The organism is Chitinophaga sedimenti (assembly GCF_023156195.1).
In the GTDB taxonomy this organism is placed as follows: domain Bacteria; phylum Bacteroidota; class Bacteroidia; order Chitinophagales; family Chitinophagaceae; genus Chitinophaga; species Chitinophaga sedimenti.
The window spans coordinates 3,488,121-3,512,116 of the sequence record NZ_JAKUKA010000001.1; the positions used below are offsets into that span (position 1 = coordinate 3,488,121).

Annotated in this window: 29 protein-coding genes and 2 pseudogenes; 12 read left to right on the forward strand and 19 right to left on the reverse strand. The window is 50.3% G+C overall.

The features are described from left to right. Positions 1-5: 5 nt before the first annotated feature. From MKQ70_RS19830 to MKQ70_RS19855, 6 genes are all read right to left on the reverse strand, one after another. On the reverse strand, positions 6-1,259 hold the full coding sequence (locus MKQ70_RS19830; protein ID WP_248073734.1) for an ABC transporter permease: 1,254 nt from the start codon (positions 1,257-1,259) through the stop codon (positions 6-8). Then, positions 1,256-1,840 (reverse strand): efflux RND transporter periplasmic adaptor subunit, encoded by a 585-nt coding sequence (locus MKQ70_RS19835; RefSeq protein WP_248073736.1) that lies wholly within the window; start codon positions 1,838-1,840, stop codon positions 1,256-1,258. The genes MKQ70_RS19830 and MKQ70_RS19835 overlap by 4 nt, the downstream gene beginning before the upstream one ends. After that, positions 1,825-2,256: an HlyD family secretion protein gene (locus MKQ70_RS19840; protein WP_248073738.1), complete on the reverse strand. Its 432-nt coding sequence runs from the start codon at positions 2,254-2,256 to the stop codon at positions 1,825-1,827. The genes MKQ70_RS19835 and MKQ70_RS19840 overlap by 16 nt, the downstream gene beginning before the upstream one ends. 229 nt (positions 2,257-2,485) lie before the next feature. Beyond that, entirely contained in the window at positions 2,486-3,547 is a 1,062-nt protein-coding gene (locus MKQ70_RS19845; RefSeq protein WP_248073740.1) for a class I fructose-bisphosphate aldolase, read from the reverse strand. Positions 3,548-3,609: 62 nt separating this feature from the next. Continuing rightward, positions 3,610-3,879, reverse strand: coding sequence for a zinc ribbon domain-containing protein (locus tag MKQ70_RS19850; RefSeq protein WP_248073741.1), 270 nt, complete (start codon positions 3,877-3,879; stop codon positions 3,610-3,612). A 35-nt stretch (positions 3,880-3,914) separates the two neighbouring features. Then, a complete protein-coding gene (locus MKQ70_RS19855) occupies positions 3,915-5,051 on the reverse strand; it encodes a S1C family serine protease (protein ID WP_248073743.1) in 1,137 nt (378 codons plus the stop codon). A gap of 148 nt (positions 5,052-5,199) precedes the next feature. Between MKQ70_RS19855 and MKQ70_RS19860 the strand changes: the two genes are divergently transcribed. Both MKQ70_RS19860 and MKQ70_RS19865 read left to right on the forward strand, forming a co-directional pair. Continuing rightward, positions 5,200-5,724 (forward strand): alcohol dehydrogenase catalytic domain-containing protein, encoded by a 525-nt coding sequence (locus MKQ70_RS19860; protein WP_248073745.1) that lies wholly within the window; start codon positions 5,200-5,202, stop codon positions 5,722-5,724. Next, positions 5,664-6,215, forward strand: a complete 552-nt coding sequence (locus MKQ70_RS19865) for an MDR/zinc-dependent alcohol dehydrogenase-like family protein (protein WP_248073747.1) — start codon at positions 5,664-5,666, stop codon at positions 6,213-6,215. The genes MKQ70_RS19860 and MKQ70_RS19865 overlap by 61 nt, the downstream gene beginning before the upstream one ends. A 1-nt stretch (position 6,216) precedes the next feature. Here the strand turns inward: MKQ70_RS19865 and MKQ70_RS19870 are convergent, their stop codons facing one another. From MKQ70_RS19870 to MKQ70_RS19905, 8 genes are all read right to left on the reverse strand, one after another. Further along, on the reverse strand, positions 6,217-6,795 hold the full coding sequence (locus MKQ70_RS19870; RefSeq protein WP_248073749.1) for a hypothetical protein: 579 nt from the start codon (positions 6,793-6,795) through the stop codon (positions 6,217-6,219). A gap of 511 nt (positions 6,796-7,306) precedes the next feature. Further along, a complete protein-coding gene (locus MKQ70_RS19875; RefSeq protein ID WP_248073750.1) occupies positions 7,307-7,522 on the reverse strand; it encodes a cyclic nucleotide-binding domain-containing protein in 216 nt (71 codons plus the stop codon). A gap of 146 nt (positions 7,523-7,668) precedes the next feature. Continuing rightward, positions 7,669-8,565 carry an ATP cone domain-containing protein gene (locus MKQ70_RS19880; RefSeq protein ID WP_248073752.1) on the reverse strand — a complete coding sequence of 299 codons (897 nt, stop codon included), beginning with the start codon at positions 8,563-8,565 and terminating at the stop codon, positions 7,669-7,671. A 9-nt stretch (positions 8,566-8,574) separates the two neighbouring features. Further along, the gene (locus tag MKQ70_RS19885) at positions 8,575-8,970 is read right to left on the reverse strand and encodes a hypothetical protein (RefSeq protein WP_248073754.1); all 396 of its coding nucleotides are present in this window, start codon (positions 8,968-8,970) and stop codon (positions 8,575-8,577) included. 106 nt (positions 8,971-9,076) lie between these two features. Continuing rightward, positions 9,077-10,072, reverse strand: coding sequence for a putative PEP-binding protein (locus MKQ70_RS19890; protein ID WP_248073756.1), 996 nt, complete (start codon positions 10,070-10,072; stop codon positions 9,077-9,079). Beyond that, a complete protein-coding gene (locus tag MKQ70_RS19895) occupies positions 10,059-10,379 on the reverse strand; it encodes a PEP-utilizing enzyme (RefSeq protein ID WP_248073759.1) in 321 nt (106 codons plus the stop codon). Before MKQ70_RS19895 ends, MKQ70_RS19890 begins: the two co-directional genes overlap by 14 nt. Next, positions 10,379-11,464 carry a PEP/pyruvate-binding domain-containing protein gene (locus MKQ70_RS19900; RefSeq protein ID WP_248073762.1) on the reverse strand — a complete coding sequence of 362 codons (1,086 nt, stop codon included), beginning with the start codon at positions 11,462-11,464 and terminating at the stop codon, positions 10,379-10,381. Before MKQ70_RS19900 ends, MKQ70_RS19895 begins: the two co-directional genes overlap by 1 nt. A 3-nt stretch (positions 11,465-11,467) precedes the next feature. Next, positions 11,468-11,623 (reverse strand): hypothetical protein, encoded by a 156-nt coding sequence (locus MKQ70_RS19905; protein ID WP_248073765.1) that lies wholly within the window; start codon positions 11,621-11,623, stop codon positions 11,468-11,470. A gap of 255 nt (positions 11,624-11,878) precedes the next feature. On the opposite strand from MKQ70_RS19905, the gene MKQ70_RS19910 reads away from it, so the two are divergent. The 10 genes and pseudogenes from MKQ70_RS19910 (at position 11,879) to MKQ70_RS19955 (ending at position 20,428) form a co-directional block, all read left to right on the forward strand. Then, positions 11,879-12,814: a baeRF3 domain-containing protein gene (locus MKQ70_RS19910; protein WP_248073767.1), complete on the forward strand. Its 936-nt coding sequence runs from the start codon at positions 11,879-11,881 to the stop codon at positions 12,812-12,814. A gap of 111 nt (positions 12,815-12,925) precedes the next feature. Continuing rightward, positions 12,926-13,492: pseudogene (locus MKQ70_RS19915) on the forward strand (glycogen debranching enzyme N-terminal domain-containing protein); the annotation flags it as partial. A gap of 103 nt (positions 13,493-13,595) precedes the next feature. Next, positions 13,596-14,857 (forward strand): annotated as a pseudogene (locus MKQ70_RS19920) (amylo-alpha-1,6-glucosidase). Further along, entirely contained in the window at positions 14,850-16,556 is a 1,707-nt protein-coding gene (locus MKQ70_RS19925) for a glycogen/starch synthase (protein WP_248073775.1), read from the forward strand. The pseudogene MKQ70_RS19920 and the gene MKQ70_RS19925 overlap by 8 nt, the downstream one beginning before the upstream one ends. Then, positions 16,513-17,421, forward strand: coding sequence for an alpha-glucan family phosphorylase (glgP, locus tag MKQ70_RS19930; protein WP_248081501.1), 909 nt, complete (start codon positions 16,513-16,515; stop codon positions 17,419-17,421). Before MKQ70_RS19925 ends, glgP begins: the two co-directional genes overlap by 44 nt. Then, positions 17,409-17,627 carry a hypothetical protein gene (locus tag MKQ70_RS19935; RefSeq protein WP_248073778.1) on the forward strand — a complete coding sequence of 73 codons (219 nt, stop codon included), beginning with the start codon at positions 17,409-17,411 and terminating at the stop codon, positions 17,625-17,627. The genes glgP and MKQ70_RS19935 overlap by 13 nt, the downstream gene beginning before the upstream one ends. Before the next feature lie 26 nt (positions 17,628-17,653). Continuing rightward, entirely contained in the window at positions 17,654-18,229 is a 576-nt protein-coding gene (locus MKQ70_RS19940; protein WP_248073781.1) for a hypothetical protein, read from the forward strand. After that, positions 18,169-19,005, forward strand: coding sequence for a glycogen/starch/alpha-glucan phosphorylase (locus MKQ70_RS19945; protein ID WP_248081504.1), 837 nt, complete (start codon positions 18,169-18,171; stop codon positions 19,003-19,005). Before MKQ70_RS19940 ends, MKQ70_RS19945 begins: the two co-directional genes overlap by 61 nt. Positions 19,006-19,016: 11 nt before the next feature. Further along, a complete protein-coding gene (locus tag MKQ70_RS19950; protein WP_248073784.1) occupies positions 19,017-19,931 on the forward strand; it encodes a universal stress protein in 915 nt (304 codons plus the stop codon). A gap of 119 nt (positions 19,932-20,050) precedes the next feature. Next, positions 20,051-20,428, forward strand: coding sequence for a hypothetical protein (locus MKQ70_RS19955; protein WP_248073786.1), 378 nt, complete (start codon positions 20,051-20,053; stop codon positions 20,426-20,428). Here MKQ70_RS19955 and MKQ70_RS41345 read toward each other — a convergent pair. The 5 genes from MKQ70_RS41345 to MKQ70_RS19980 form a co-directional block, all read right to left on the reverse strand. Continuing rightward, positions 20,425-21,069: a Crp/Fnr family transcriptional regulator gene (locus tag MKQ70_RS41345; RefSeq protein WP_308199505.1), complete on the reverse strand. Its 645-nt coding sequence runs from the start codon at positions 21,067-21,069 to the stop codon at positions 20,425-20,427. The genes MKQ70_RS19955 and MKQ70_RS41345 overlap by 4 nt on opposite strands. Before the next feature lie 3 nt (positions 21,070-21,072). Further along, a complete protein-coding gene (locus MKQ70_RS19965) occupies positions 21,073-21,492 on the reverse strand; it encodes a response regulator (RefSeq protein ID WP_248073789.1) in 420 nt (139 codons plus the stop codon). Continuing rightward, on the reverse strand, positions 21,461-22,633 hold the full coding sequence (locus MKQ70_RS19970; protein ID WP_248081508.1) for a PAS domain-containing sensor histidine kinase: 1,173 nt from the start codon (positions 22,631-22,633) through the stop codon (positions 21,461-21,463). The genes MKQ70_RS19965 and MKQ70_RS19970 overlap by 32 nt, the downstream gene beginning before the upstream one ends. Then, positions 22,633-22,953, reverse strand: a complete 321-nt coding sequence (locus tag MKQ70_RS19975; protein WP_248073791.1) for a hypothetical protein — start codon at positions 22,951-22,953, stop codon at positions 22,633-22,635. Before MKQ70_RS19975 ends, MKQ70_RS19970 begins: the two co-directional genes overlap by 1 nt. Before the next feature lie 171 nt (positions 22,954-23,124). Beyond that, positions 23,125-23,889, reverse strand: a complete 765-nt coding sequence (locus MKQ70_RS19980; RefSeq protein WP_248073794.1) for an LOG family protein — start codon at positions 23,887-23,889, stop codon at positions 23,125-23,127. Positions 23,890-23,996: the final 107 nt, after the last annotated feature.

Sequence of the window (23,996 nt, forward strand, 5' to 3'; positions counted from 1 at the left end):
CATAGCTATTTGCCCCTTATAATAATGACCGGATCTATCGTGCCTGCTTTTCTTGAAGGCAACCACCCGGCCAACCATGTGAACAATAATGAAAAGACGCCCCCGATGATATAAATAAATGGCGCATAGCTTACCGGATATGTGGAGATCGTCGGCAACGAAGTTGTCCGGAAAGGCACCTGGTCGATTCCTGCCGACAACAAAACGCCCAGCAACAGCCCGGCCAGCCCTCCAAAAGCACCGATGCTCAATGCCATGATGATAAATATCCGGCTGACATCTTTTCCGGAAAAGCCGGTAGCTTTCAGGATAGCGATCGTGTCCATTTTCTCGTAAATCATCATATTTAGTATGTTATAAATACCAAAGCCGGAAACGGTGAGTAAGGTGATTCCAACCACATATGAAATAAGCGACCGGATGAAGCTTCCCGTCTCAAACTCCGCACTCAGGGTTTGCACATCCTGTGCGCTGGTGCCAAACAAATGGCTATAGGTCTTAGCAAATGCAGGCGCATCGTCTATGTTTTTCAGCCGGATTTGTATATCAGTGATGTAGTTGCCTGTTTTACCCGATAGCTTCCTGGCCGTTGCCAGGGAAGTAAAGCTCTGGATGCGATCGAAGTCCTGTATGCCCGATTGCCACAAGGCCACTACCTTCAGATTAAACTGAGCACCTTGCGGCGTAGTCAGTTGCACGCGTTCACCAACGTTTGTTAACAATCTTTCTGCCAGCGCCTTTCCAAGGATAATGCTGTTAGGCACTTTATCCAGGCTGGAAGCGTCGCCGGACTGCACATAATCTGAAAAATGGAATAATGCGTCTTCCCGCAAAAAATCAATTCCGTTCACTGATGCCGCTATATCTGACGGCCCTTCGTTAAAAAACACCTCCATGGTCACTTTGGGCGCTATCCCGGCAACGCGCCCATCTTTCCGGAGCGCTTCCAAGATGGCCGTACTATTGCGTATTTCCGTCCTGCTATCCTTTGTTTTTACGGAATGGATAAAATGATGGCCGGCGCGGTAAGCTGGCATCATCATCACCGGCTGTACTGCCGCGGGCTTTAATTCATTATACAGCCGTATGTGGGGTGTGCGGTTAAGAAAAAGAGCGTCCAGCATTTGATTGAGTCCCTCCATGAATCCCAATAAGGCCACGAACATGCCAACACTAAAGGTAACACCGGTAGTTGCCACCAGCGTTTGCCGCCAACGCGCCTGCAATAAAGAACGAGCTATACGGATCGCAAGTTTCATTTCCCAGGTTTAAGAATGATGTTATCCGGTACAATCCCGCCGGTGATCTCCACTTTTTCATAATCCATCAGTCCCGTGGTCACTTGTTGCTTTCTCCCATTGTCAAGGAGCACGAACCTGCCGTCCACCAGGAAGGTGCGGGGAATGGTGAGCACCTGTTTGCGGTGTGCCACAATTATATTCGCCTCGCAGGTAAGGTTGGGATACAGGACTGGCGGCCGGTGCAGAAAGCGGGCCTCCACTGTAAAAGTTTTGGTCCGCTCATGCATAAATGGTTTCAACGATTCCACCGCTGCATCAAACACCTGTCCCTGATAACTGTCCATCGATACGGCTATATGCTGACCTTTCCGTATTTGTGCTACATCGTATTCGTCCACCTGCAATTCCAGCAAGAAGGAGTCCGGATCGCCGATCACTGCAACCGGTTGTTGAACGCTGACCATCTCTCCTTCTTCTACAAACGTAAAAAATAACTTCCCGCGATGCCCGCTTTTTACAACATGATCATTTGCTTCAGATCTTGATATTTCCAGCTTCTTCAGCGCCTGCTTCTCTTCAAAACTTATGTCCCTTTGCAACTCCGCGTAACGTAAAGTAGCGGCTTCATAAGTATTGCGGGCGCTCTTCCAGGCGAGTTCCGCTGCTCCAATTGGTTGCGGCTGCCGATCTGCTGCGCCCAGAGGTTCCGTTGCCTTCGCAGGTCCACCTCGCACTGGTCCATCCTCAACTTCGCCTCATCAATATTGGTTTGCAATTCCGCTATCCGCTCGCTGTTTGTTTTACGGGCGGCATTTTGCGCCGCGATCAGCGCACTTTCCGCCTGCAGGCGCGCCGCTTCACCTGACACTTCAAGAATAGCCTGCCCGTCGTTGACGATATCTCCCTCCCTGGCCAGCCACCTTCTGGCGATGCCGTTCACCGTAGAAAATACCTCGTACTGATTTTCGCTTTTTATAATTCCGGAAGCGTACACCGATTCCGTAATGTCCTCCACAACAGGGTGTGCTTTTTCCCGTCGTCCGGCGCATGAACAAAATGTTGTCACAAGAATGGAGAGGATGAGAAGTTTCATATCGGGCATGCATTTTTATGCCTGCTGTTTTAAAAATAAAGAGAATCCGAGCAGCCCATTATGACCATCATGCGGTCCTGCGCTGATCGTAATCAACTGACGAAGACGCACATTAATCGAATCAACCTGCCTGCTTCTCTAACATCGCCGGTCATGCAATGGCAATCGATTTATCCAAATATATTCCCTGCACGGCATGCAACAACTCCACACCTTCAGCAAAAGGCCGCTGGAAAGCCTTTCGGCCCATTATGAGACCTGTTCCTCCCGCCCGTTTATTAATGATTGCAGCCCGTAAAGCGTCACCCATATCCGTTTTTCCTTTCGCTTCACCTCCCGAACTGATCATACCAATATGACCTGCGTAGGAATTTAAAACCTGGTAGCGACAAAGATCGATGGGATGATTGGTAGCGAGCGCCCCATACATTGCCGGCGACGTTTTGCCGAACTCCAGTGCCGTGAAACCACCGTTGACCGTTGGTAATTTTTGCTTCACAATATCTGCTTGTATGGTAGCCCCCAGATGGTTGGCCTGGCCGGTAAGATCGGCAGCGGTATTATAATCGTTTCCCATTTTTAAAAAAGCCGGATTGCGCAGATAACACCACAGAACAGTAGCCATGCCGAGCGCATGTGCCTCCTCAAAAACTTCGGCCACTTCCATGATCTGCCTGGCCGATTCTTTGCTGCCGAAGTATACAGTGGCGCCGACGGCAGCGGCCCCAAGTTCCCATGCAGCCCTAGCGGAGCCAAACATTACCTGGTCGTACTTATTGGGATACGTGAGCAGCTCGTTATGGTTCACTTTAGCAATGAAGGGAATTTTATGGGCATATTTTTTAGCGAAAAGCGCCAGGTGCCCAAAGGTGGTCGCGACCGCATTACAACCTGCTTCGATAGCCAGCCGGATGATATTTTCCGGATTAAAGTAGATAGGATTGGGACCAAATGCGCTGCCCGCACTGTGCTCCACATCCTGGTCTACGGGCAGTATTGAAAGATATCCAGATCGCCCAAGGCGGCCGTTGGCAAAGATCGCTGCAAGGTTACGGATTACCTGGGGAGAACGATTGGAGGACATAAATGTGCGTTCATAAGTATCCGGTCCGGGAAGATTAAGCATCTCTTGCGGAATAGCCTTGCAAATATGCGTGAGTAACTGATCCAGTTCATCCTCAGGGATATAGCGGGACAGGCTGGTCGATTCCATATCAGTATATATTTGGCATCAACAGTAAGTAAACATGATGAAAGCATTATGATGGTTCTTTACTATGGGCGACCGCCATTTCGCCAGCGTTTCAATCGCGGAAGAACGTTAAGGGCAAGTCTGGTTGTTTCAGCCGGCAAGTTTCTTTTTGCCATCTGCCTGGTGATATTTGCCTGCATTTCTTCCATTGTTAAACCCGGCGCTGTAAAAGCCCCCTGCTGATAACAATACTTGCAATATTCCTTGCTGGGCGACCCATCCCTCTCTGTACCCGCCAATTCCGGATGATCGATCGGCATACTGCAACTCTGGCACAACTGTGTATTTTCCATATTCTTCGTTTTATGTTATTATCCAATTACGGCGGTTATCGCAAAGCCGCCAACTGCAGGCTGACGGAAAAAGTATTGTCCTTACGCTTCACGCCCAGGACTATCATATCGCCCGGCTGGAATAACAATAATGCATCTTCCAGCCATCCCAAACATGAAATCTCCTCGCCGTTGAGCGCGGTCAGTACATCTCCCGGCTGTAAGCCCGCCTTTTGTGCAGGACTCCCGGGATCTACCGATGCTACCCGAACGCCTTTTTTATCCGCAACATTCCGGAACGACGCGCCAATATCCACCCTGTATACTTTTCCATAGTGCAGCAGGTCATTACATATCTTGGAGATTACATTCACGGGTACTGCAAAACTATACCCGGCATATAGGTTATTAGTCGTGATAATGCCTGAATTCACTCCCACCAGCTTTCCCTTACTATCCAGCAACGGACCGCCGCTGCTACCCTCACTCACAACCGCATCTGTTTGTATAAAAGTCGACACGCCGTTCCGGATGAAAATGTCGCCCATGTACCTGGCCTTGGCGCTAACTACACCAACGGTCACGGTGGACGCAAGATTGAGCGGGTATCCCACGGCCATCACCCAATCACCAATTTCCAGAGAATCATAACTGCCCAACTGCACAAATCGCAAATTCCTGGCTTCGATTTGTAGCAGTGCAATGTCTGTCATTGAATCAGTTGCCAGCACAGTAGCTTTGAACACGCGGCGGTCCTGCAGCACTACTTCCAGCCGTAAGGCGTTATTCACACAATGAAAGCAGGTGAGCACAAGCCCATCATCCGTAAGTATCACGCCGGAAGCGCTACCCAATATAGCACGGGACGCTCCTACACCGGGATTGGTCCATAGCGCATCATCGTATATAGCGGTCAATGGCTCCGTCGGTTTTGTCAGGCCCGGCATATAACCCGCCAGGATGTGGACCACGCCAGGTAATGCCCTCGCAGCAGCCAGTCTGAATCCGGGTAAAGCCGGTATATCTTCGGCAAGATACCTTAGCGGCGATTGATGCTGACGATCTTCTATACTAACATAGGGCGCCGAAGAAGTGCCCGTACTATTAAACGATTTTGGCATATCCTGTCCATAACCAGCTACTGAAAGGAGCACGCCTGCAGTCACGAAGAAGATTGTACAGATCGATTTCATACCGTTTTTCTTTAAAGATAATGTCACATGGTGCCAGTTGGTTTGATGAGCATCATCGCCCGGGTTGATACTGAGTGGCGGGCGTAATGTCCGCCATCAGGGGCTACCGGATTATCTTGCTTTATTATTGCCGGTAAACGCTCTTCTTATGACTGCAACGACGCCTAATGGTAATATGACGGCCATGGTACTGGAAGCTGCTCACCGACCGCTCCAATTGCAACACTTACCCCTCCCGAAGCCCGATGCAGGACAGGTGCTTATAAAAGTGCGGGCCTGCGGCATATGCCGCACGGACCTGCATATTATCGATGGAGAACTTGCTAATCCTAAATTACCGTTGATCCCCGGCCACGAGATTATCGGGGAAGTGATGACCACAGGCGACGCTGTGGATAGCCTATGGGCAGGCGATGTGGTGGGGGTGCCGTGGTTAGCATACACCTGCGGAAGCTGTCGGTATTGCCTGAGTGGCAGAGAAAATTTGTGCGACCAGGCCTTGTTCACCGGTTATACCATTAATGGCGGATTTGCCACACACTGTATTGCCTGGGCAAAATATTGTTTCAAGATGCCGCGTGCCTATACACAAGCTGATGCCGCCCCGCTGTTATGTGCCGGATTGATAGGTTACCGCAGCTACAACATGCTGCCGGCCTATGCAAAAACATAGGCTTCTGGGGGTTTGGTGCATCTGCACACATACTGGCGCAGCTGGCAAAACATGAAGGCCGGCATGTTTATGCGTTCACAAAAGATGGCGATACAACCACGCAGGCCTTCGCTTTACAAAAGGGAGCTGTATGGGCGGGAAATGCCGGCACACCTTCTCCCTGCCGGCTGGACGCTTCTATCATTTTTGCGGCAGACGGACGATTGGTACCTAAAGCACTGGCAGCAGCCGATAAGGGTGGTTGTGTCATTTGCGCCGGTATCCACATGAGTGATATTCCTGCCTTTCCTTATGAACTGCTTTGGCAGGAACGTAGTATCAGGTCAGTCGCCAATTTAACAAGGGAAGATGGTGAACGATTCCTGCAGCTAGCCCCGGCAGTCCCTGTGACAACTACCATTACCACCTTTCCGCTGGAAGAGGCCAACAAAGCTATAGAGACGCTCAGGAACGGATCCATTAAAGGCGCCGTAGTGTTGACGATGCCGTAAGTTATCGATGGCTTTTATGAACATGATTAAGTGGCGCAGCGGAGCTCACGTTTTCCCTGTACAGTACAATCACACACGCCAGGGACGTGAGTACAGAACTGGGATACACGGCGCCCGCTGCCAATGGCACAATCGCCAGCAGCAACATTGCAGTACCTGCAAGCCCGATGAAACCAGTATGCTGCCTGTCTGCCATAAAAAGCCCGGCCAAACACTGCAGACCCGCAATCCCCAACATAAAACCGCTCGCATGGCGCGAAAAATAATCGTGAATAAGCCGTTGGTATAGCCAGAAAGTGGTGCTGTCCGCAAAATCGAGATAAGCTGGCGGATGATGAAGAGCGATGTGTAAATTTACCATGGCTGCCGATATAAACAGAACTCCCATGGCTGTTTTAGGCATACGCGGACGCCAAAGCGCCAACAACACAAGCAGGCAGGAGATGATGTCTGCCAGCACATATTCCGGGATATTGCTACTCATCTGCATAAACCATGTTTTAAGCACTGGCTTTGAAATTAGTGTGGCTAACGCCCGATACGCTTGATTACCGTCAGCATGACAAATGATTGAAGACAACGGCGGCCTGTAGTTTTTAGAAAAAGTCGCCGGTAACAATGTTACCGGCCTTCATTGTAGGTGTATTGGTTAACAAAAACTTCGTGAGTTTGATCTATTCTTGCCTGATCCACTCAAATGAATTCCGATGAAGCACAAGCCAGCCATTTTTCTCCATTTTTTCATCGACCGGCTGATGACCTCGCGTGACGAATTAAGGTCTGCTGCAATTTCCTGGTGAGTGAGCCGTACGTGTGGACCTAATTTCCGGACCTGGCCGATGATATAAAGTTCGAGGCGTTCATCCATCGTCTTAAAAGCGATGTCATTGATCGAATTCAGCAACTCTTCATATTTGGATCGCAGTGTTCTGATAACGAAATGGTGCCAGCTTCTGTACCGGACATCCATACATCCACAAACTCTACAGGAATACAGAATATCGTAACATCTGTCAGGGCCTTCGCAACGACCAGGCTGTTCTCCTGCCCGTAAGTGCAGGCTATCGATACAGCACAAGCCTCGCCTGGGGCTATATCGTACATAAAAACTCCTTCCCTTCCTCATTGGTCTGATAAAGTTTTACAATCCCCTCCAATACCAGCATCGTGGATCTTATCAGTTGGCCCTTTCGCAGCATGAAGGTGCCTGCAGGTATTTCACGCATCTCGCCTACCTGCTCCATTTCGTTGTACAGCTCCTCTTCTAAGCCTGGAAACAGCGTCCGAATGGGGTATTGTTCCGTCATACTGGTGATTTAAAAAAATGCCGGTGTAGTGGCTACACCGGCGCTATCCTAACACTCGCTACATCCCACCGCATAGATACGTCAGTGAAATGATTCGTTGTGTGACTAAAGTCACACAACGAATACTCTTCCTGTAAATGATTCACCTATCTCGCTTCTTTCAACAATAAAGAAGGGGCTGCCGGCGGCTCCTTATGCCGCATTTCGGTTTTACATAATATCGACAGCTCTTCCATGACCAGGGCCGTTCTCACATCGCTCATACCCGGTAATTTCAGGTGCTCCGGATGCGACAGCAGCGATTCACACAGTATGATTCCCTGCTCCAACAATCGCAATTTGTTCACGCGGGTAAGGCTGGTCAGGCAGGTAACAGGATACAGGCCCCCGGCATCGATCCGATCTTTCAAACCCTTTCCGAGGGGATAATCCCATGACAGCAAATTCAGCCCCACACATAATCCATAGTGTAATGCGTCCTTGCTGAATCGCGTATTCGTTACCAACCAGGGCTCACAGTCGAACGGCTGCCCGCTGTGTGCAAAACGCCAGTTTGTTTCCACATCCTCGTAACGGGCCCTGATATATAATGGTATCTTTACCTCGCAACAATTTCCCTGCTGGCTATGATATTTACACTCCACCATCAGGTAGTGACCGTTCCTCATCCCTACAATGTCGACCTCATGTTTTATGCAGTGCCCCTGCATTACCTGATTGACGGCTACGGTATACCCTTCGCGATTAAACAGTTCCGCTATGTATTTCTCGAAAGGGAACCCGGAAGGACCCAGCTCCAAAATCGCCTGCTTCAGCCGATACCGTGCCGCTACAGGCCGGGACGCCTGATGTAGCAGGTGATATGCTAACTTATAGAGCTTACGTGTGGGAATACCCTGATAAAGATATTTATGCATTTCCATCAGTACGCCGTCCACTACTTCGGGAACTGCGCCGGCTTTCATTAATGATTGGCGCAACTTCTGCTCATCAAACGGCACGGTATTACCCGAAGACTTTGTGACCACAATCGGATTTTCCATAACTGTCACTTAAGAGTGTGCACGGCCGGGTCGGCCGATAATAAACGTATCGGGTCCGGCATGTTTTTTAAACAGCAGGATGATACAGGCAATTGCAGCGAACACCGAACTGGGAAATGCAGCCCCTGTTCCCAACGGCGCTATTGCCAACAAGAATACCGCCGCGCCGGCCACCGCGAGTTTACTTAATGGAAACCTGCTGGCTATGAAGATGCCGATCAGCAGTTGACAAATTGCAATAATGCTGACGAGTGCAGTAACGTGGCGGGAAAAATATCCCCGGATGAAGGTTTCATACGCGGGCAAAGCGGCGACGTCCGCAAAATTGGTATACGACCGCGGATGCTTGAGCGCGATATATAAATTTGCTATCGCTGCGATCAGAAATACGATCGCCAGCAGCACCTTGGCGATGTATGGCCGCAATATTGCGATAAAAATCAGCGCCAGGGCAAAAGATTAGACACCGCGTATTCGGGTGAAAAAATATTGCCTTGCATAACTCCGGATTTTAAATGGTGTTAAGAATCAGTTGCTGTTCCGCTTCCGCCATGTTTTGAATACCGGCAAAAACTGCGTCAGGGTTAAAAGAAACGCTATGAATTCCGGCTTCTGCCAGTAATTTGGCGTAGGCGGGGTAATCGCTTGGCGCCTGTCCACAGAAACCGATACGCACACCATTGTGACGCGCCTTCTCAATGGCCATGCGTACAAGTTGAACAACCGCAGGATCCTGCTCAGTGAAAATCCCGGCCACTATTTCATTATCCCGGTCAACGCCCAGTGTTAACTGCGTGAGATCATTGCCACCTATGGAGAAACCGTCGAATATTTCCGCAAATGCCTCCTCCTGCAGCACATTCGCGGGAATCTCCACCATCATGTAAATTTCGAGACTGCTATCCTCGTCTCGATCCAATCCGAATTCGCGCATTGTTGCGATCACTTTCCGTCCCTCCTCGACCGTTCTGCAGAAAGGCACCATTACCTTAACATTGGTAAGCCCCATCTCGCGGCGTACATATTTGATGGCGGCACATTCCAGTGCAAACGCGGCCTTGTACCGTTCATCGTAGTAGCGGCTGGCGCCCCGGAAACCGATCATCGGGTTTTCCTCATGCGGTTCGAATAAATGACCACCCATCAAACTGGCATATTCATTTGATTTGAAATCACTAAATCGCACGATTACGTCTTTCGGATAAAATGCGGCCGCGACGGTAGCAATCCCTTCCGACAGCTGATCGGTGAAGAAATCCTTTTTATCTGAATATCCTGCGGTTAGTTTCGCGATTTCCTGTTTTACCTGGTCATCGGTCAGGACATGATAATTGACCAGGGCCATTGGATGAACGCGCAACAGGTGCGTAATAATGAACTCCATGCGGAGCAAGCCTACGCCATCATTGGGATAAAATGACAACCGGAACGCCTGTGCAGGATCAGCGGCGATCAACATTACTTCAGTACCATCCGGTTTCCGCAAATGGTCGCTAGCCACCTCCACGGTGGTCGAACGACGCTTTACCCTCATACACAAATCCTGTTCTACCTTCACAGCACGAAAGCGTGATGATTTGCCCATCAGTGATTTTTTTGGTTGCTTCCATAGTTCCTACTACCGCCGGCACCCCCAGTTCCCTGGCCACGATGGCGGCATGACTGGTGCGTCCGCCACGGTTCGTAATAATACCGCCACAGCGTTTCAGCAGCGGGTCCCAGTCGGGGCTCGTCACATCTGCCACGATGATATCGCCATCCTGCAGTGCGGACGCTTCCGCAGGTGATTGCAACAAACGCGCCGCCCCACTCACTACTTTTTCCCCGATTGCCTCTCCTTCACCAGGCATGCGCCTTTCTCGCGGATAGTGTAGAAACTGCGCATGGGTTGATGAGCAGCAGCATGTACCGTTTCCGGCCGCGCCTGCACGATAAAAATTTTGCCGGTACCTCCATCGCGCGCCCATTCAATATCCATAGGACGGCCATAGTGCCGTTCGATGGCAAGCGCCCAGCGGGAAAGCTGGTAAACTTCCGCGTCGGCCAGCACGAACGCCTGTCGCCGGTCGAGCGCAGTGGGCACACTTGTGATATTTCTTCCGCCGGCGGCGTATTGCATGGTAAATTCCTTTGCACCAATCTTTCGCTGGATGATTGCTTTTTTACCTTGTTCCAGGGTGGGTTTAAAAACATAATATTCATCCGGCGACGAGATGCCCTGCACAATACTTTCTCCAAGCCCCCAAACGGCGGACAGGTGTATGATATCCCGGAAGCCTGTTTCCGGTTCGAGCGTAAAACATACACCGGCCCCACCCTCACTGGCGTTCACCATTTTTTGAACACCTACGGAGATGGCCACCTGGTCGTGGCGAAAACCTTTATCCTCCCGATATTTGATGGCGCGGTCGTTATACAGCGAGGCAAAACAATGCTGCACTGCATTTAGAAGATTACGTTCGCCCTCGATATTCAGAAAAGAATCATGCTGCCCCGCAAAGCTGGCATCAGGTAAATCCTCGGCCGTTGCACTGCTGCGTACCGCCACGTGCATTTTTTCCTGCTGGCATAAACTGCGGTATGCGGTAGTGATATCCACCTTCAGCGCCTCCGGCATCACAGCGTCAAGGATCAGTGCGCGGGCGCGGCTGCCCATTTCATGAAGATTGTCGTAGGCCGGCCGCTGCACCCAGCGCATCAGGTTAGCCAGGTGCTCTTCGAGTTCGTTGACTCGCAGGAATTCCCGGAAGGCGGCCGCGGTGATCGCAAAACCATCCGGTACGTTGATCCCCTCTGATGCCAGCGCTCCCTGCAACTCACCTAAAGAAGCATTTTTCCCGCCTACCTGCGGCACGTCGGCTAACCGAACGTCCGACAGTGGAATGATATATGGTTCCATATGTTACGATTTATCCGGCTTATTTGCCGGCACTAATAAAATTAAACAGCCCATAACAACACCCGTCTGATAGCCGTCATACACAACAATGATTTGAGGTGATGGCGCACCGGCAGGCAGCCCGATACGGTAATCACCGGCAGTATTGATGGCGGTCATCTTACATGGAAGCAAGGGAGATTAGTTTGCAGCGAAATGCGCTATTACGCCCATCCTATTCCATCATCCAAAAAATAACTTTATGTTATCAGCGATCCCGGACGTGATGCTGAATCCAACAAAGGCCCCCTGTATCAGCATCATTATTTCTTTCGATGGCGTGCAGCCGCACGACCGCCATGCTATTGCAACATATACTTCCGCCGCGTTCCGGAAAACACGAGACCTTATACATGCCATGGCTGCGAAAGACCAATGGCGGCAGCTGGGGCAGACCTTGAATATATTTCGGGACATTTGCCAATGGCTACATCCGCGAAAGGCATGGGCGTATATCTTTCGCCAAGCTTCCGGCAAACGGCGTGGTTCCACTTCCCGGTGACTTCCAGTGTAACGGCCAGCAATTATTTTCGTTTACGGGAACTACGGTATCAACAATACCTCTCTTCTCCTTACTATGTACTACAGGTAAGCGGCAATGAGGCCGCACTGTACAATGGTGAGGCCGGCAAACTGGTAATCGCAAACGAGGATAAATATCCCATGCATTTTCACGACGATTATGAATACAGCCCTCCGGCACATTTATCGGCACATGCCGGCTATGCGGGCGTAAAGTCGTTCGAGAAGGATCCTGCAGCGCTGCATAACACGCGCCTCCAGCAATTCTTCCGGCAGGTTGACCGGGACCTGCAATTATCCGCACACACCCCACTTATTGTAGCCGGGTCACTTAAGTCGGTGAGCCTTTTCAACCAGGTGACCGCCCACCGGTCGGCGATTGCCGGCAAAGTGTTTGAATGCTTTGACCGATCGCCCTTACAAGACCTTGAGGTGGCCAGTTGGAATGCATTACAACGTTACAGGGAAGAAAAAGAACAACATGCTATACTTGACCTGGTACAATACAAATGGCGGGGTCTTGCCACTGAGGGGCTCCAAAATGTTTGGGAGGCGGCAAAAGCAAAGCGCATCGCCCACCTGGTCATAGAAAAAGATTATGAAACATCCGCTACGGAAGACGGCAGCTGTTCCCTGCATATAAAAGTGCAGAAAGACGGCAGATATATTCCAGCTGTAGTGGAAACAATAATTCGTTCACTACCTCAACAGACAAAAATCACCTTTGTTAGCGGACAGTTAGAGCGGCATGGCCGTATTGCGGCTATTCTCGGATCTGCCGCAAAATAACCTAAAAGTACTGACCATGGAATCCTCTTTGCAGGCTCACACGCCACATAAGGCCGTAGATATAGCAGGTTTCGAGCAAGAGTACCTACAGGTTCCCGCGATGGCGCATATAGTGCCGCTACGACCGCGGGCTGCAATACCCGCCGCTACCACGGACTATTGGTGGCGCCACATCCCCATGCAGACGATGATCCGCATGTGCTGCTATCGTCACTGGAAGAAACAGTAAGCATTGATGACCGCACCTGGCAATTGGACACTCACCGGTATCCTTCCCTTTATTACCCGGAGGGATATAAGCTCATTAAATCCTTTAAAGCATCTCCCTTACCGTTGTGGACATTCAAAGCAGGAAAAACAGAGATCAGGAAAAGCCTGGCCATGACCGAGCATAACGTGCTGCTGCTGAAATACGAGTTTCGTGGACCTCAGCGCATTGCAAAGCTAAGGATCAAACCGCTACTGGCTTTTCGGAATGCTCACTGGCTGCGGCAAGCATCGACACAAATTTCCCACGAAGTTGTATCCCTGCACGATGGCGTAAAACTTCAGCCATTTGATGATTATGGCCCGCTTTACCTGCATTTCTCGGAACAGGCAGCATTTACGCCGGAGCCTTGCTGGTATTACCAGGTGGAGTACCGGGGAAGAAGCCAAACGGGGTTACGACTGTCATGAAGATTTGTACTGTCCGGGCACGTTCGAGATAACGCTGGTGCACGGCGAGCAGTTAGTGATCGCGGTAGGACAACAGGAATGCGGACGGCTGGCCTGCAAACGGATGTTCGCCCACGTATCCGCTGAACTTCCTGTTCGGCATACATTCGAGGAACACCTGCAACATGCCGCCAGCCAGTTCCTGCTACATGATCATAAAGTTCCCTACATCAAAGCGGGCTATTACTGGTTTGGGCGATGGGGCCGGGATACCTGCATATCCCTGCCCGGGCTCACGCTTTTGCAGGGTAACCTTGCAGCATTTAAGGAGATTGTTGATGGCTTGCTCGTCGACCTGAAAGATGGGCTAATCCCCAACTGCGGCCATGGCAAAAATGCGGCCTATAATTCGGCGGATGCCTCCTTATGGTTGATTTGGGCGTTGCAACAATATGCCATGATATATAACGCCATTGAAGATGTATGGGAAATTTATGGTGCGGCATTGCATCAAATCCTGCATCATTACAAATTAGGCACCAGCTTCGGCATCGGTATGACGGAAGATGGCCTGCTTCAGGCCGGACAAGACGGTTATGCACTTACCTGGATGGACGCGGTCGTGGATGGTTCACCTGTAACCCCGCGCATGGGAAAAGCGGTGGAAATAAATGCGTTGTGGTACAATGCTATCTGCTTTTGCCTGGAAGCCGCCAGGCAGTCCGGCGACGAAAATTTTACAGAAATCTGGTCGGCCTTCCCGGAAAGAATCTGCTACGCTTTTGTAAAAACATTCTGGAGCGAAGAAAAAAATACCTCGCGGATTGTGTTGGTACTGACGGGGCTGACTGGTCCGTTAGACCGAACCAGCTTTTTGCCATCTCACTTCCATTTTCTCCACTCCCTGAAACGATCGGAAAAACAGTATTCAATAAAATACGGGACGAACTGTTTACAGCACGGGGCCTCCGGACACTTTCGCCATGCGACAATCGCTACCAGGGCCACTATCGGGGCACACAGGCGGAACGGGACCGCGCCTACCACCAGGGAACCGCCTGGCCATGGCTACTGGCCAGCTATGCGGAAGCCTACCTGCGCTTTTACCAACAAAAGGCTTTGCCCATTGTAAAAAACATGTATGCAGATATGGAGCATGCCATGTATGAACGTTGCCTTTATTCCCTATCGGAAGTACACGACGGAGAATTTCCGCATAGTCCGGGCGGCGCGGTGGCGCAGGCATGGAGCGTAGCTGAAACAATCCGCCTTAAATATATTCTGATACAAGCAGAAGACCATCTTAAGGCTGGCCGGAAAGTCCCTGTATCTTCCCTTCCTCATCCCGTCCCTTACCAACTTTATCCGTTAACAAGAAATGGCTGACATCCAATACAAACCAGATTTCATTTTTGAAGTAAGTTGGGAAGTATGCAATAAAGTCGGTGGCATTCATACGGTGTTGACGACGAAAGCGCATACACTGGCAGCTGCCTGGGGCGACCGTTTCCTGCTCATAGGTCCCGACCTCCCTTCCCATGAAGGCGCCAACCCGGAGTTTAAAGAAGACGCCAGCCTTTTTCCGGCATGGAAGCAATACATTACCGGGCAGGGATTACGCGTGCGCAGTGGCAGGTGGAATATTCCAGGTAATCCGCTGGTAATACTAATTGACTTCACCAGTTTATATGCACGCAAAAACGAGATCTTCACAGACCTCTGGGTGAAGTTCCGGCTGGATTCATTATCGGGGCAGTGGGATTATATTGAACCCGCATTGTTTGGTTACGCGGCGGGCATGGTCATTGCCGGATTTTATGAATGCCATATTAACGCTACAGATAAAGTAGTGGCGCAATTTCACGAGTGGCTGTCGGGTGCGGGTATTCTTTACCTCGAAGAGAAAACGCCCCAGGTAGCTACTGTTTTTACCACGCATGCTACCGTGCTCGGACGCGCGATGGCATCTAACAAAATGGCCCCGATAACGCTATCCCGTGCTGAAACAGCCAAAAAAGCGACAGAACTGGGCATTATCTCCAAACATTCACTGGAGCAAATCGCCGCCGCCACCGCCGACTGCTTTACCACCGTAAGCGCGTTAACGGGCGAAGAGTGCGAGCAGCTGCTGGGCGTCACACCCGACTTCATTACATCTAATGGATTTGACATTACCCTTGCGCCGACCGACGACCAGCTAACGGTAAAACGCCAGCAGGCGCGCAGGCGGTTGTTAACAGTTGCCATGGCGATGTTCGGAAAGGAAATTACGGACGATTGCCTGCTGGTATTAAAAAGCGGGCGATACGAGTTCACCAATAAGGGCATTGACATTTTCATCCGTAGTATACAGCAACTATCGGACAGTGGTGGTGCCGCGAAAGAAGTGATTGGATTTATTTTTGTCCCGGCGGCGCATACCGGCCCTGTGACTGCGCTAAAAAACGCGCTTGCGAGCGGCATAAGTGTACCCGACCGGTTACCACCGCTGACGCACAACTTAATCAATATTCCGGCCGACCCGGTGCTTCAATTGATAACGTCTATTCACGTGAATGATGCACCGGGACAGAAAATTTTGTTTGTGCCGGTGTACCTCGACGGCAAAGATGGAATTTTTGACATGGACTATTACGACCTTTTGCCCGGTTTTGACCGGGCATATTCCCGTCGTATTACGAGCCCCTGGGGATACACGCCGCTGGAAAGCATTGCTTTCGGCGTACCTGCCATTACGAGCAGTTCATCGGGCTTTGGCAAAGCGGCGGCGGCCCGTTCTCCAGGCGATGCGCTCGTGCTGGTGGAACGCGCTGCCGGCAACGACCGGGAAGCTATTGAAAAATTGCAGAGGCGATCAGGCATTACGCGTCGTTGTCGGCCGATGATGCCAGGGCGGCGTCCAGTCGGGCCCGTGATCTCAGCAGACATTTCACCTGGAACAGCTGATCGGCATTTACTACATGGCTTACGATCTTTCTATCCAGAAGAGTATGCAACGAGAGGCCATGTATCATCAAAAGCCACAGGCCGCGGCTATCGTTATGCCGGAACATCCTGCCCCACAACCGGTTTGGCGGGAGGTTAATGTAGCCATTGACGTTCTGCCTGCACTACAGCCACTAATTGAACTTGCGGAAAATCTATGGTGGAGCTGGCACCGTATCGCACGCGAGTTATTTGCTTATGCCGATAAAATTTGCGGCACTTGTGTTAAAGACACCCCTCATTTGCTGCCGGGATCGCTGGACTACCAGGCCATGCAGCGGCTGCTGAACACCCCCAGGTTTATGACCTTGCTGGATGGTGTAATGGAACTATACCGGCAGGAAATGGCAAGCGCTCCTTCGGGCCCGCTGGTAGCATACTTCAGCCCCGAGTATGCCATTTACCAGCCGCTGAAAATCTACGCGGGCGGCCTCGGTATATTATCCGGCGACTACCTCAAAACGGTGGCGGACCAGCACGGCAACATGGTTGCCATCGGGTTGCTATACCGGTCCGGATATTTTAAACAGCAGCTTTCACCAGCCGGTGAACAGGTCGCATTACCAGACACGCTGCAGCCCGAACAACTGCCGTTGACAGCCGTGCTGGGAAAGGACGGTACACCACTTATCATCACCCTCCCGTTTCCCGGGCGATTACTGCATGCGTGTGCCTGGCTGGTAAAAATAGGCGGGGTATCCCTTTATCTTATCGATACACAAGTACCGCAAAATTCCACGGAGGATGCCCGCATTACCACGCAGTTATATCCGGCCGACATCAACGTGCGCCTGCAACAGCAACTGCTCCTCGGCATGGGCGGTATCCGCCTGCTGGAAGCACTCTCGATACAGCCGGATGTATACCACATCAATGAGGGGCATGCGGCCTTCGCTGGCCTGGAAAGGATCAACCAGCTAATGCGGCGGGAGCACTGGATTTTGACCAGGCAGTGGAGATCGTGAAGGCAGCCTGTCTTTTCACCACACACACGGCCGTTCCGGCAGGCATCCATATTTACGAAGAGGAACAACTCCGTCCATACCTTTCTTACCTCACGCGGGAGCTGGGCATCAATTGGGAGCAGCTGATGCAACTGGGTAAAGCGCCCTCCGACCAAGGGGCTGGCTTTTCCATGTTCTTCTGGCTACGCGCCTGGCGCAGCAGGTAAATGCGGTCAGCAATATCCACCGGAAGGTGACCGCACGGTTGCTGCAGCCGTTATGGCCGGCATTCAGGCCCGAAGAATTGTCTGTTATTACCATTACCAATGGCATTCATTTCCCGACCTGGTTGTCGGCGGCCTGGCCGGAAGCACTACTGGCACACGCAGAGGCGGTCAACGACATGGAGCCAGCAACTATCTGGGAAATCAGGCTTCAATTAAAAAAGCAACTGGCCGCCGCACTTCGCCGCCGATTGGCGAAGATGAACTATTACGACAATGCAGACACCGTCCAGCGCCGGGCTGTTGATACCCTTGATGAAAATACCCTGTATATTGGCTTTGCCCGGCGGTTTGCCCCCTACAAAAGAGCCGACCTCCTATTTACCGATACAGACCGGTTAAGAAACCTCCTTGCCGACAGTCGCAGACCGGTATACCTGCTTATTGCCGGAAAAGCCCATCCCAACGACGCACAAGGCATCAACCTGCTAAAAAAATCCCGGCACTATCCCAGCAGAAAGGACTTTCCGGACGCGTTTTCTTCCTGGAAAATTATGATATGGAAACAGCGCAACTGCTCGTACAGGGTGTGGACCTGTGGCTGAATACGCCGCGCGTACAAGAAGAAGCTTGCGGCACGAGCGGCATGAAGGTTATCCTTAACGGGGCATTGCATTGCAGCACGCTTGACGGATGGTGGGCCGAGGCCTACCAGGAAGACGCTGGCTGGGCCATCTCGCAGGATGAACGGCTGGGTCCCGGCAATTGGCAGGAACAGCAGGATGCAGACAAGCTGTATAAACTACTGGAGCAACAAATCATCCCCGCCTTTTTCGACAGAAATAATTTGAACATGCCGGAAAAGTGGTTGCGGATGATCCGTAAGTCGATGACCACCGTACTACCGGCATTCAACATGAAACGCCCGGCGGCTGCCTATGCAGAACAATATGAGCACCTGGCGAAAAGAACCGCAGATCTGAGTAACAACAAGTATGCACTATTAAACGATTTTGTACGCTGGAAACAAATGATGCGCACTTCCTGGAACGAACTTCATGTTTTCTCACTTCATTTGCCCGACTTTAACAATGAAGGCTGCAAAGTGGGTGACATCTTCGCTGCCAATCTTGAAATATACCTGGGGGCCCTTAATGCAGACGACATTACCGTAGAAGCACTCTTCACCAGGCCCGGTTCCACGGAAGAATATTTTCTAACAGGCACATTTATGTTAGAACCAGGCAAGGGAAACCGGCGGCTATTTTCCATTGCGCTGCCATTGCAGCATACCGGGGCTTCCGGCTATACATTCAGGGTCCGGCCCAAACATCCGCAGCTGTTGCGCAGCCGGGATCTTCCGTTGGTGATGTGGATATGAACTGTGCAGTGATGACAATCAAACACCAGCTTAACGCCTGTCAGCACAAGTGGTTCTACCGTGTACTACCTTACATCAAAATTACCGACATGAAAAAGATAGCCGCGGTGCTCGACGGACTGAGATTCTCCGACAGCACACTGGAATACACCCTCTGGGTTGCGCGTCACAGCAGTTCACACATCGTTGGTGTTTTTGCGGATGACTTTCTTTACAACAGCTTCAGCGCATACCGGCTAATCACCGCCGGTGCTACTCAACACCAGATAGATGAATTGAGCGAGCAGGATGAAATATTACGGAATGTATCTGTAGAAAAGTTTCGCAATGCCTGTAAAGATGCGCATGTGGAATACAGCGTCCACCGCGACCGCGACATCGCCATACAGGAGGTGCGCCACGAAAGTATCTTTGCTGATCTGCTGGTTATCGACGCAAAGGAAACGTTCCAACACCGGCAACAGGAATTGCCAACACGCTTCGTCCGCGAACTGCTGGCCGAAGTACAATGCCCGGTACTATTGGCCCCGGAAGAGTTTCATGAAATTGAGCGGGTAATATTGCTCTACGACGGTGAACCCTCATCCGTACACGCCATTAAAATGTTCAGTTACTTAATGCCCTGGCTAAACACCGCACCAATTGAACTGATATCCGTAAACCACCCGGAAGAAGGCCTTAAACTGGACGATGGAAAATTGATGCGGGAGTTCATGAAAAGACATTTTCCTTCCGTGCAATATCATATACTGAATGGCCATGAGTATAACAGGATACCCAAAGTAATGGAACAACAAAAACCCGGCACGCTGGTCGTTCTTGGCGCTTACAGCCGCGGCGCCATTTCGCGCTGGTTCCGCGAAAGCCTGGCAGACACGCTTATGAGTGCGGTAAAACTTCCGCTCTTTATCGCTCATCATCGCTGATTGAAGTGGAAACGCTTAACTACCTGCTTTTCAACACAACGCCGATCATGTGGCAGGCTGATTTCCATCAGTTCCTGCCATTAAGGACAATTATAAATTTCGGGCATACGCCCTTTTGCATGAAACATCCGGAACTCGAAGAATTGAAGACACAAACGGAATACTGGAAAAAAAAGCTTAGTCAGATAGAAAATGAAAACATCCGGTTCAAGAACCGCCTGATGAAAATACTGCAGACGGAAATACCAAGATCAAAGCTGGATGCCCTGGACTACTTCCATACCCGTTTTATTCAGTTAGATGAACTTATTACGCTGCTCAAACACGAAGTAATAGAGCAGCTGGGCGTCATTGCGGATAACATAACGGATACGCCTGCCGGCATGGAGCATATATTATTGACACATCAGCGGCTGGAGACCAAACTATTAATCCTGCACGACAAATTCGGGCACCTCCAACGGGAATTTGACATGTATGTACGCCAATGGTTTTAATATAACATATTAGATAAGCGGTTTTCATTGAGAATGATAATAGTGCCATCTTTTAGTTCCACCAGCTTCTCGTCCCGAAAGTCGCCCAGTGTACGGATCAGCGACTCCGTGGCGGTACCGGCGATGGTAGCAAGATTTTCGCGGCTGATATCGATCGCGAAACCAGGATTACCCTGTGGATTGTACTTTCTGTAAATAGTCATGAGCGCATCCGCTACCTTTTTCCGCAATGAATTGTAAGCCAGGCCGAGTAGTTGCTGTTCTTTGGCCATTACATTCCTCGCAAGCATTTTGATCAATTGCGAAGCGATGGCGTAATTATTATTCAACAATTCGTCAAAATCATCTTTAGGAATAACCACGATATCACTGTCTTCGAGCGTTTCGGCCGTATCGCGGTATACCGATCCTTCCAACATCGGAATATAACCCAGAAAATCACCGGCGGTGTATAATTCTACGGACAGCTCTTTCCCGTCATCGTTGCGGCGGTAAGTTCTCACCTTCCCTTTCTGGATATAATAAAGCCGGGTGGGATGATTTCCTTCCCGGTATACAACGGTTTTTTTGGATAAAAGTCCACATCCCGGTCCTCCTGCAACGCCGAAAGGCTTTTCTTCAACCCGGCGTCGACCATTAATTCTTCAATCCCCTCGGATATCCGGCGAAAAGTTTTTATGCCGGATTTCGTTTTTCTTAAGACGGGTTTCTACCGCATTCAGGAGATCCATGCTATTGAAAGGCTTGGTAATATAGTCATCGGCTCCCATCTCCATGCCTTTGCGAAAATCGCTTCGTTCCGTCCTGGCAGTCAGAAAGATGAAAGGCGTTTCGCTGAGATCTTTGTTGCGCTGCAGCATGTGTAACACCCCGAACCCGTCGAGTACGGGCATCATAATATCGCAAATGACAAGATCCGGCTTGTGCTCCAGGGCCATATCAAGACCCTGCTTTCCATTTTCAGCAGTGAGCACTTTATACCCGGACCATTTCAGGATTTCTTCCGTGTTTTCGCGGATATCAAGATTATCTTCAATTAACAGGACGGTTTTTGGCTGACTCATAATAACCTGTTTTTTTAGTTAGTGTCGTTATGCTGTGCGGCTGATGCCGGGGAAAATTCACGGTAAAGGTAGTGCCGTCGCCCAGTCTGCTCGTACAATGCACCGTTCCATGCAACATTTCCACGTACTTGCTGACAATGTGCAAACCGAGCCCGGTACCCTGTATATTACTGACGTTGGTGCCGCGAAAAAAACGTTCGAACAAATGTTGCTGATCCTGCTCCGACATGCCTATCCCCTCATCTTTTATCGAAAAGCGGAAGGCTTCAGCGTCTATCCAGCTGCTAACGGAAATGACAGAACGTTGTGGCGAAAACTTTATGGCGTTTGTAAGCAGGTTCACAAATATGTGCCGGAATAACGTAAAATCGGTTTCTACCGCCTGCTCACCTTCATGCAAGAAGTTGATACTTTGTCCTTCTTTCAACATCCCCTGAACTTCCTGTATGATGCCATTGATGCGTTCCTTCACATCTACTTTCGAATATTTCACCTGGATTTTCCCTTCCTCTATTCTGCCTAAAGACAAAAATTCATTGAGAATATCTGTAAGCAGATTGCCGGAAGCAATAATGCGCTGCAAATGCCGGTTGCGGCGTTGCTGATCTTCTTCTGTATTATATTGCTGTATCAGGAAAGCCGATGACAGAATGGTGCTCAAAGGTGTCCGGAATTCGTGAGACGCCATCGACACGAACCGCGATTTCAGCTCATTGAGTTCTTTCTCTTTCCCAAGCGCCAGGGTAAGTTCGTCCTTCGATTTCTCCAGTTCACCTAATGCCTTTTTCAGCTGTTCGGTACGTTCTTCCACGCGGGCTTCCAGTTCATTGTTTAACTTCTCAATCTTTTCCTCGGCCTTTTTTCTTTCAGCAATATTATTGATATAAGCAATGACAAAACTGCCTTCTTCATTTTCATAGTGGCTAAGGCTGATCTCCACCGGGAACTCCGTACCGTCGGCACGAATGGCAAAAAGGTCAAGACCGGTGCCCATTGGACGGTTCTGTGGCGAGTTATGAAAACGTTCGCGATGATGTTCATGCCTGCCGTGTACCCGTGCCGGTATCAGCACTTCCACTTTACGGCCCAGCAATTCATCGCGTTCATAGCCGAATTCCTTCAATGCAAAATCATTCACCATCACGATCCCCCGGAACGGTCTGTTACCAGGATGCCAATAGACGCATAGTCGAACAGGGCGCCAAACCGCTGCAGCTCTTTGATCAGCTGAAGCTGGTAAGTGTTTTCAGGAATTGTTTCTGATAGGCGGAAGATGCAGTAGTATTTACGTTCATGACGAACGAGCAACTTTTCATAGTGTCCGAAATGAATGTTTTTCTGGTAGTCCTGCCAGTGCCTCAGTTCCCTGACCGTACTTTCAGCGGCATCCGGCATCTGTTTGCCAAGATTATTGATATCCAGCAATTTTTCCAGGGCCACCAGGTCGGTGGTACCCAGCATGTGCATACCTGTTTCATTGATGTAGATAAGCCGCCCCCATCCATTTCCCTCACCCCTACAAGTCCGGCGACCGCTCTAACATAGCAGCAAACAGCGACAGCTGCAATGCAGTGTCAAGTTTTTTGGTCGTTGCGTCCATATCGAAACCCGGATTTTAAGCCGGGGATTCGGTTATTCCCCCAGCCACTTAAATTTGCGGAAAACCATTTTCCGCTTCCGCCGGTATTGTGAAATTGCATACTCTCTCAGATGTGCAATTGCTTCTTTCGTGGAGTCGGTAACAAGGATATATTTGAGGTCCGCTGCATCGATCATATTTTCGGCCAGCATGTTATGCAACAATTCTGTAACGGGCGCCCAGTACCCCTTATTCATCAATACTATAGGAAAGTTAATGATTTTTCCGGTTTGTATGAGCGTTAATGCCTCAAAAAATTCATCGACGGTGCCAATGCCGCCGGGCATGATAACGAAGCCATATGAATACTTAAACATCAATACTTTACGCACGAAAAAATAACGACACGCGTATTCAACATTCAGCCACTTGTTAGGCTGTTGCTCTTTGGGTAAAATGATATTGCAACCTACGGTACGGCCACCGGCCTGCCGGGCACCTTTACTGGCAGCCTCCATCACCCCGGGGCCTCCGCCTGTCATCACAGTGAAGCCCAATGACGCAATGCCCCGGCCCATTTCCATCGCCTCATCATAATATTGCGAATCACTCTTCACCCTGGCAGAACCAAATACAGCGACGCACGGACCAACGAAGTGCAGCACGCGGAAGCCCCGGATAAACTCTTTCAACACCCGGAATGTAAAAAACAGTTCCTGCATACGCGAACGCGGGCCTTCCAGGAAATATCGCTCGTCCAACGGAGCCGACGGTGTTTTCAATGATTTGCGTTCTTCGCTGGTCGTAAGAGTATCCATATACCTGATTTCAACACAAAATGTAAACGTTTTGTCACTTCCAGCATAACGAAGATCATTGGCATGCTTGATAACTGTCAACCATTGCAGCTTTTACCCGTATTAGA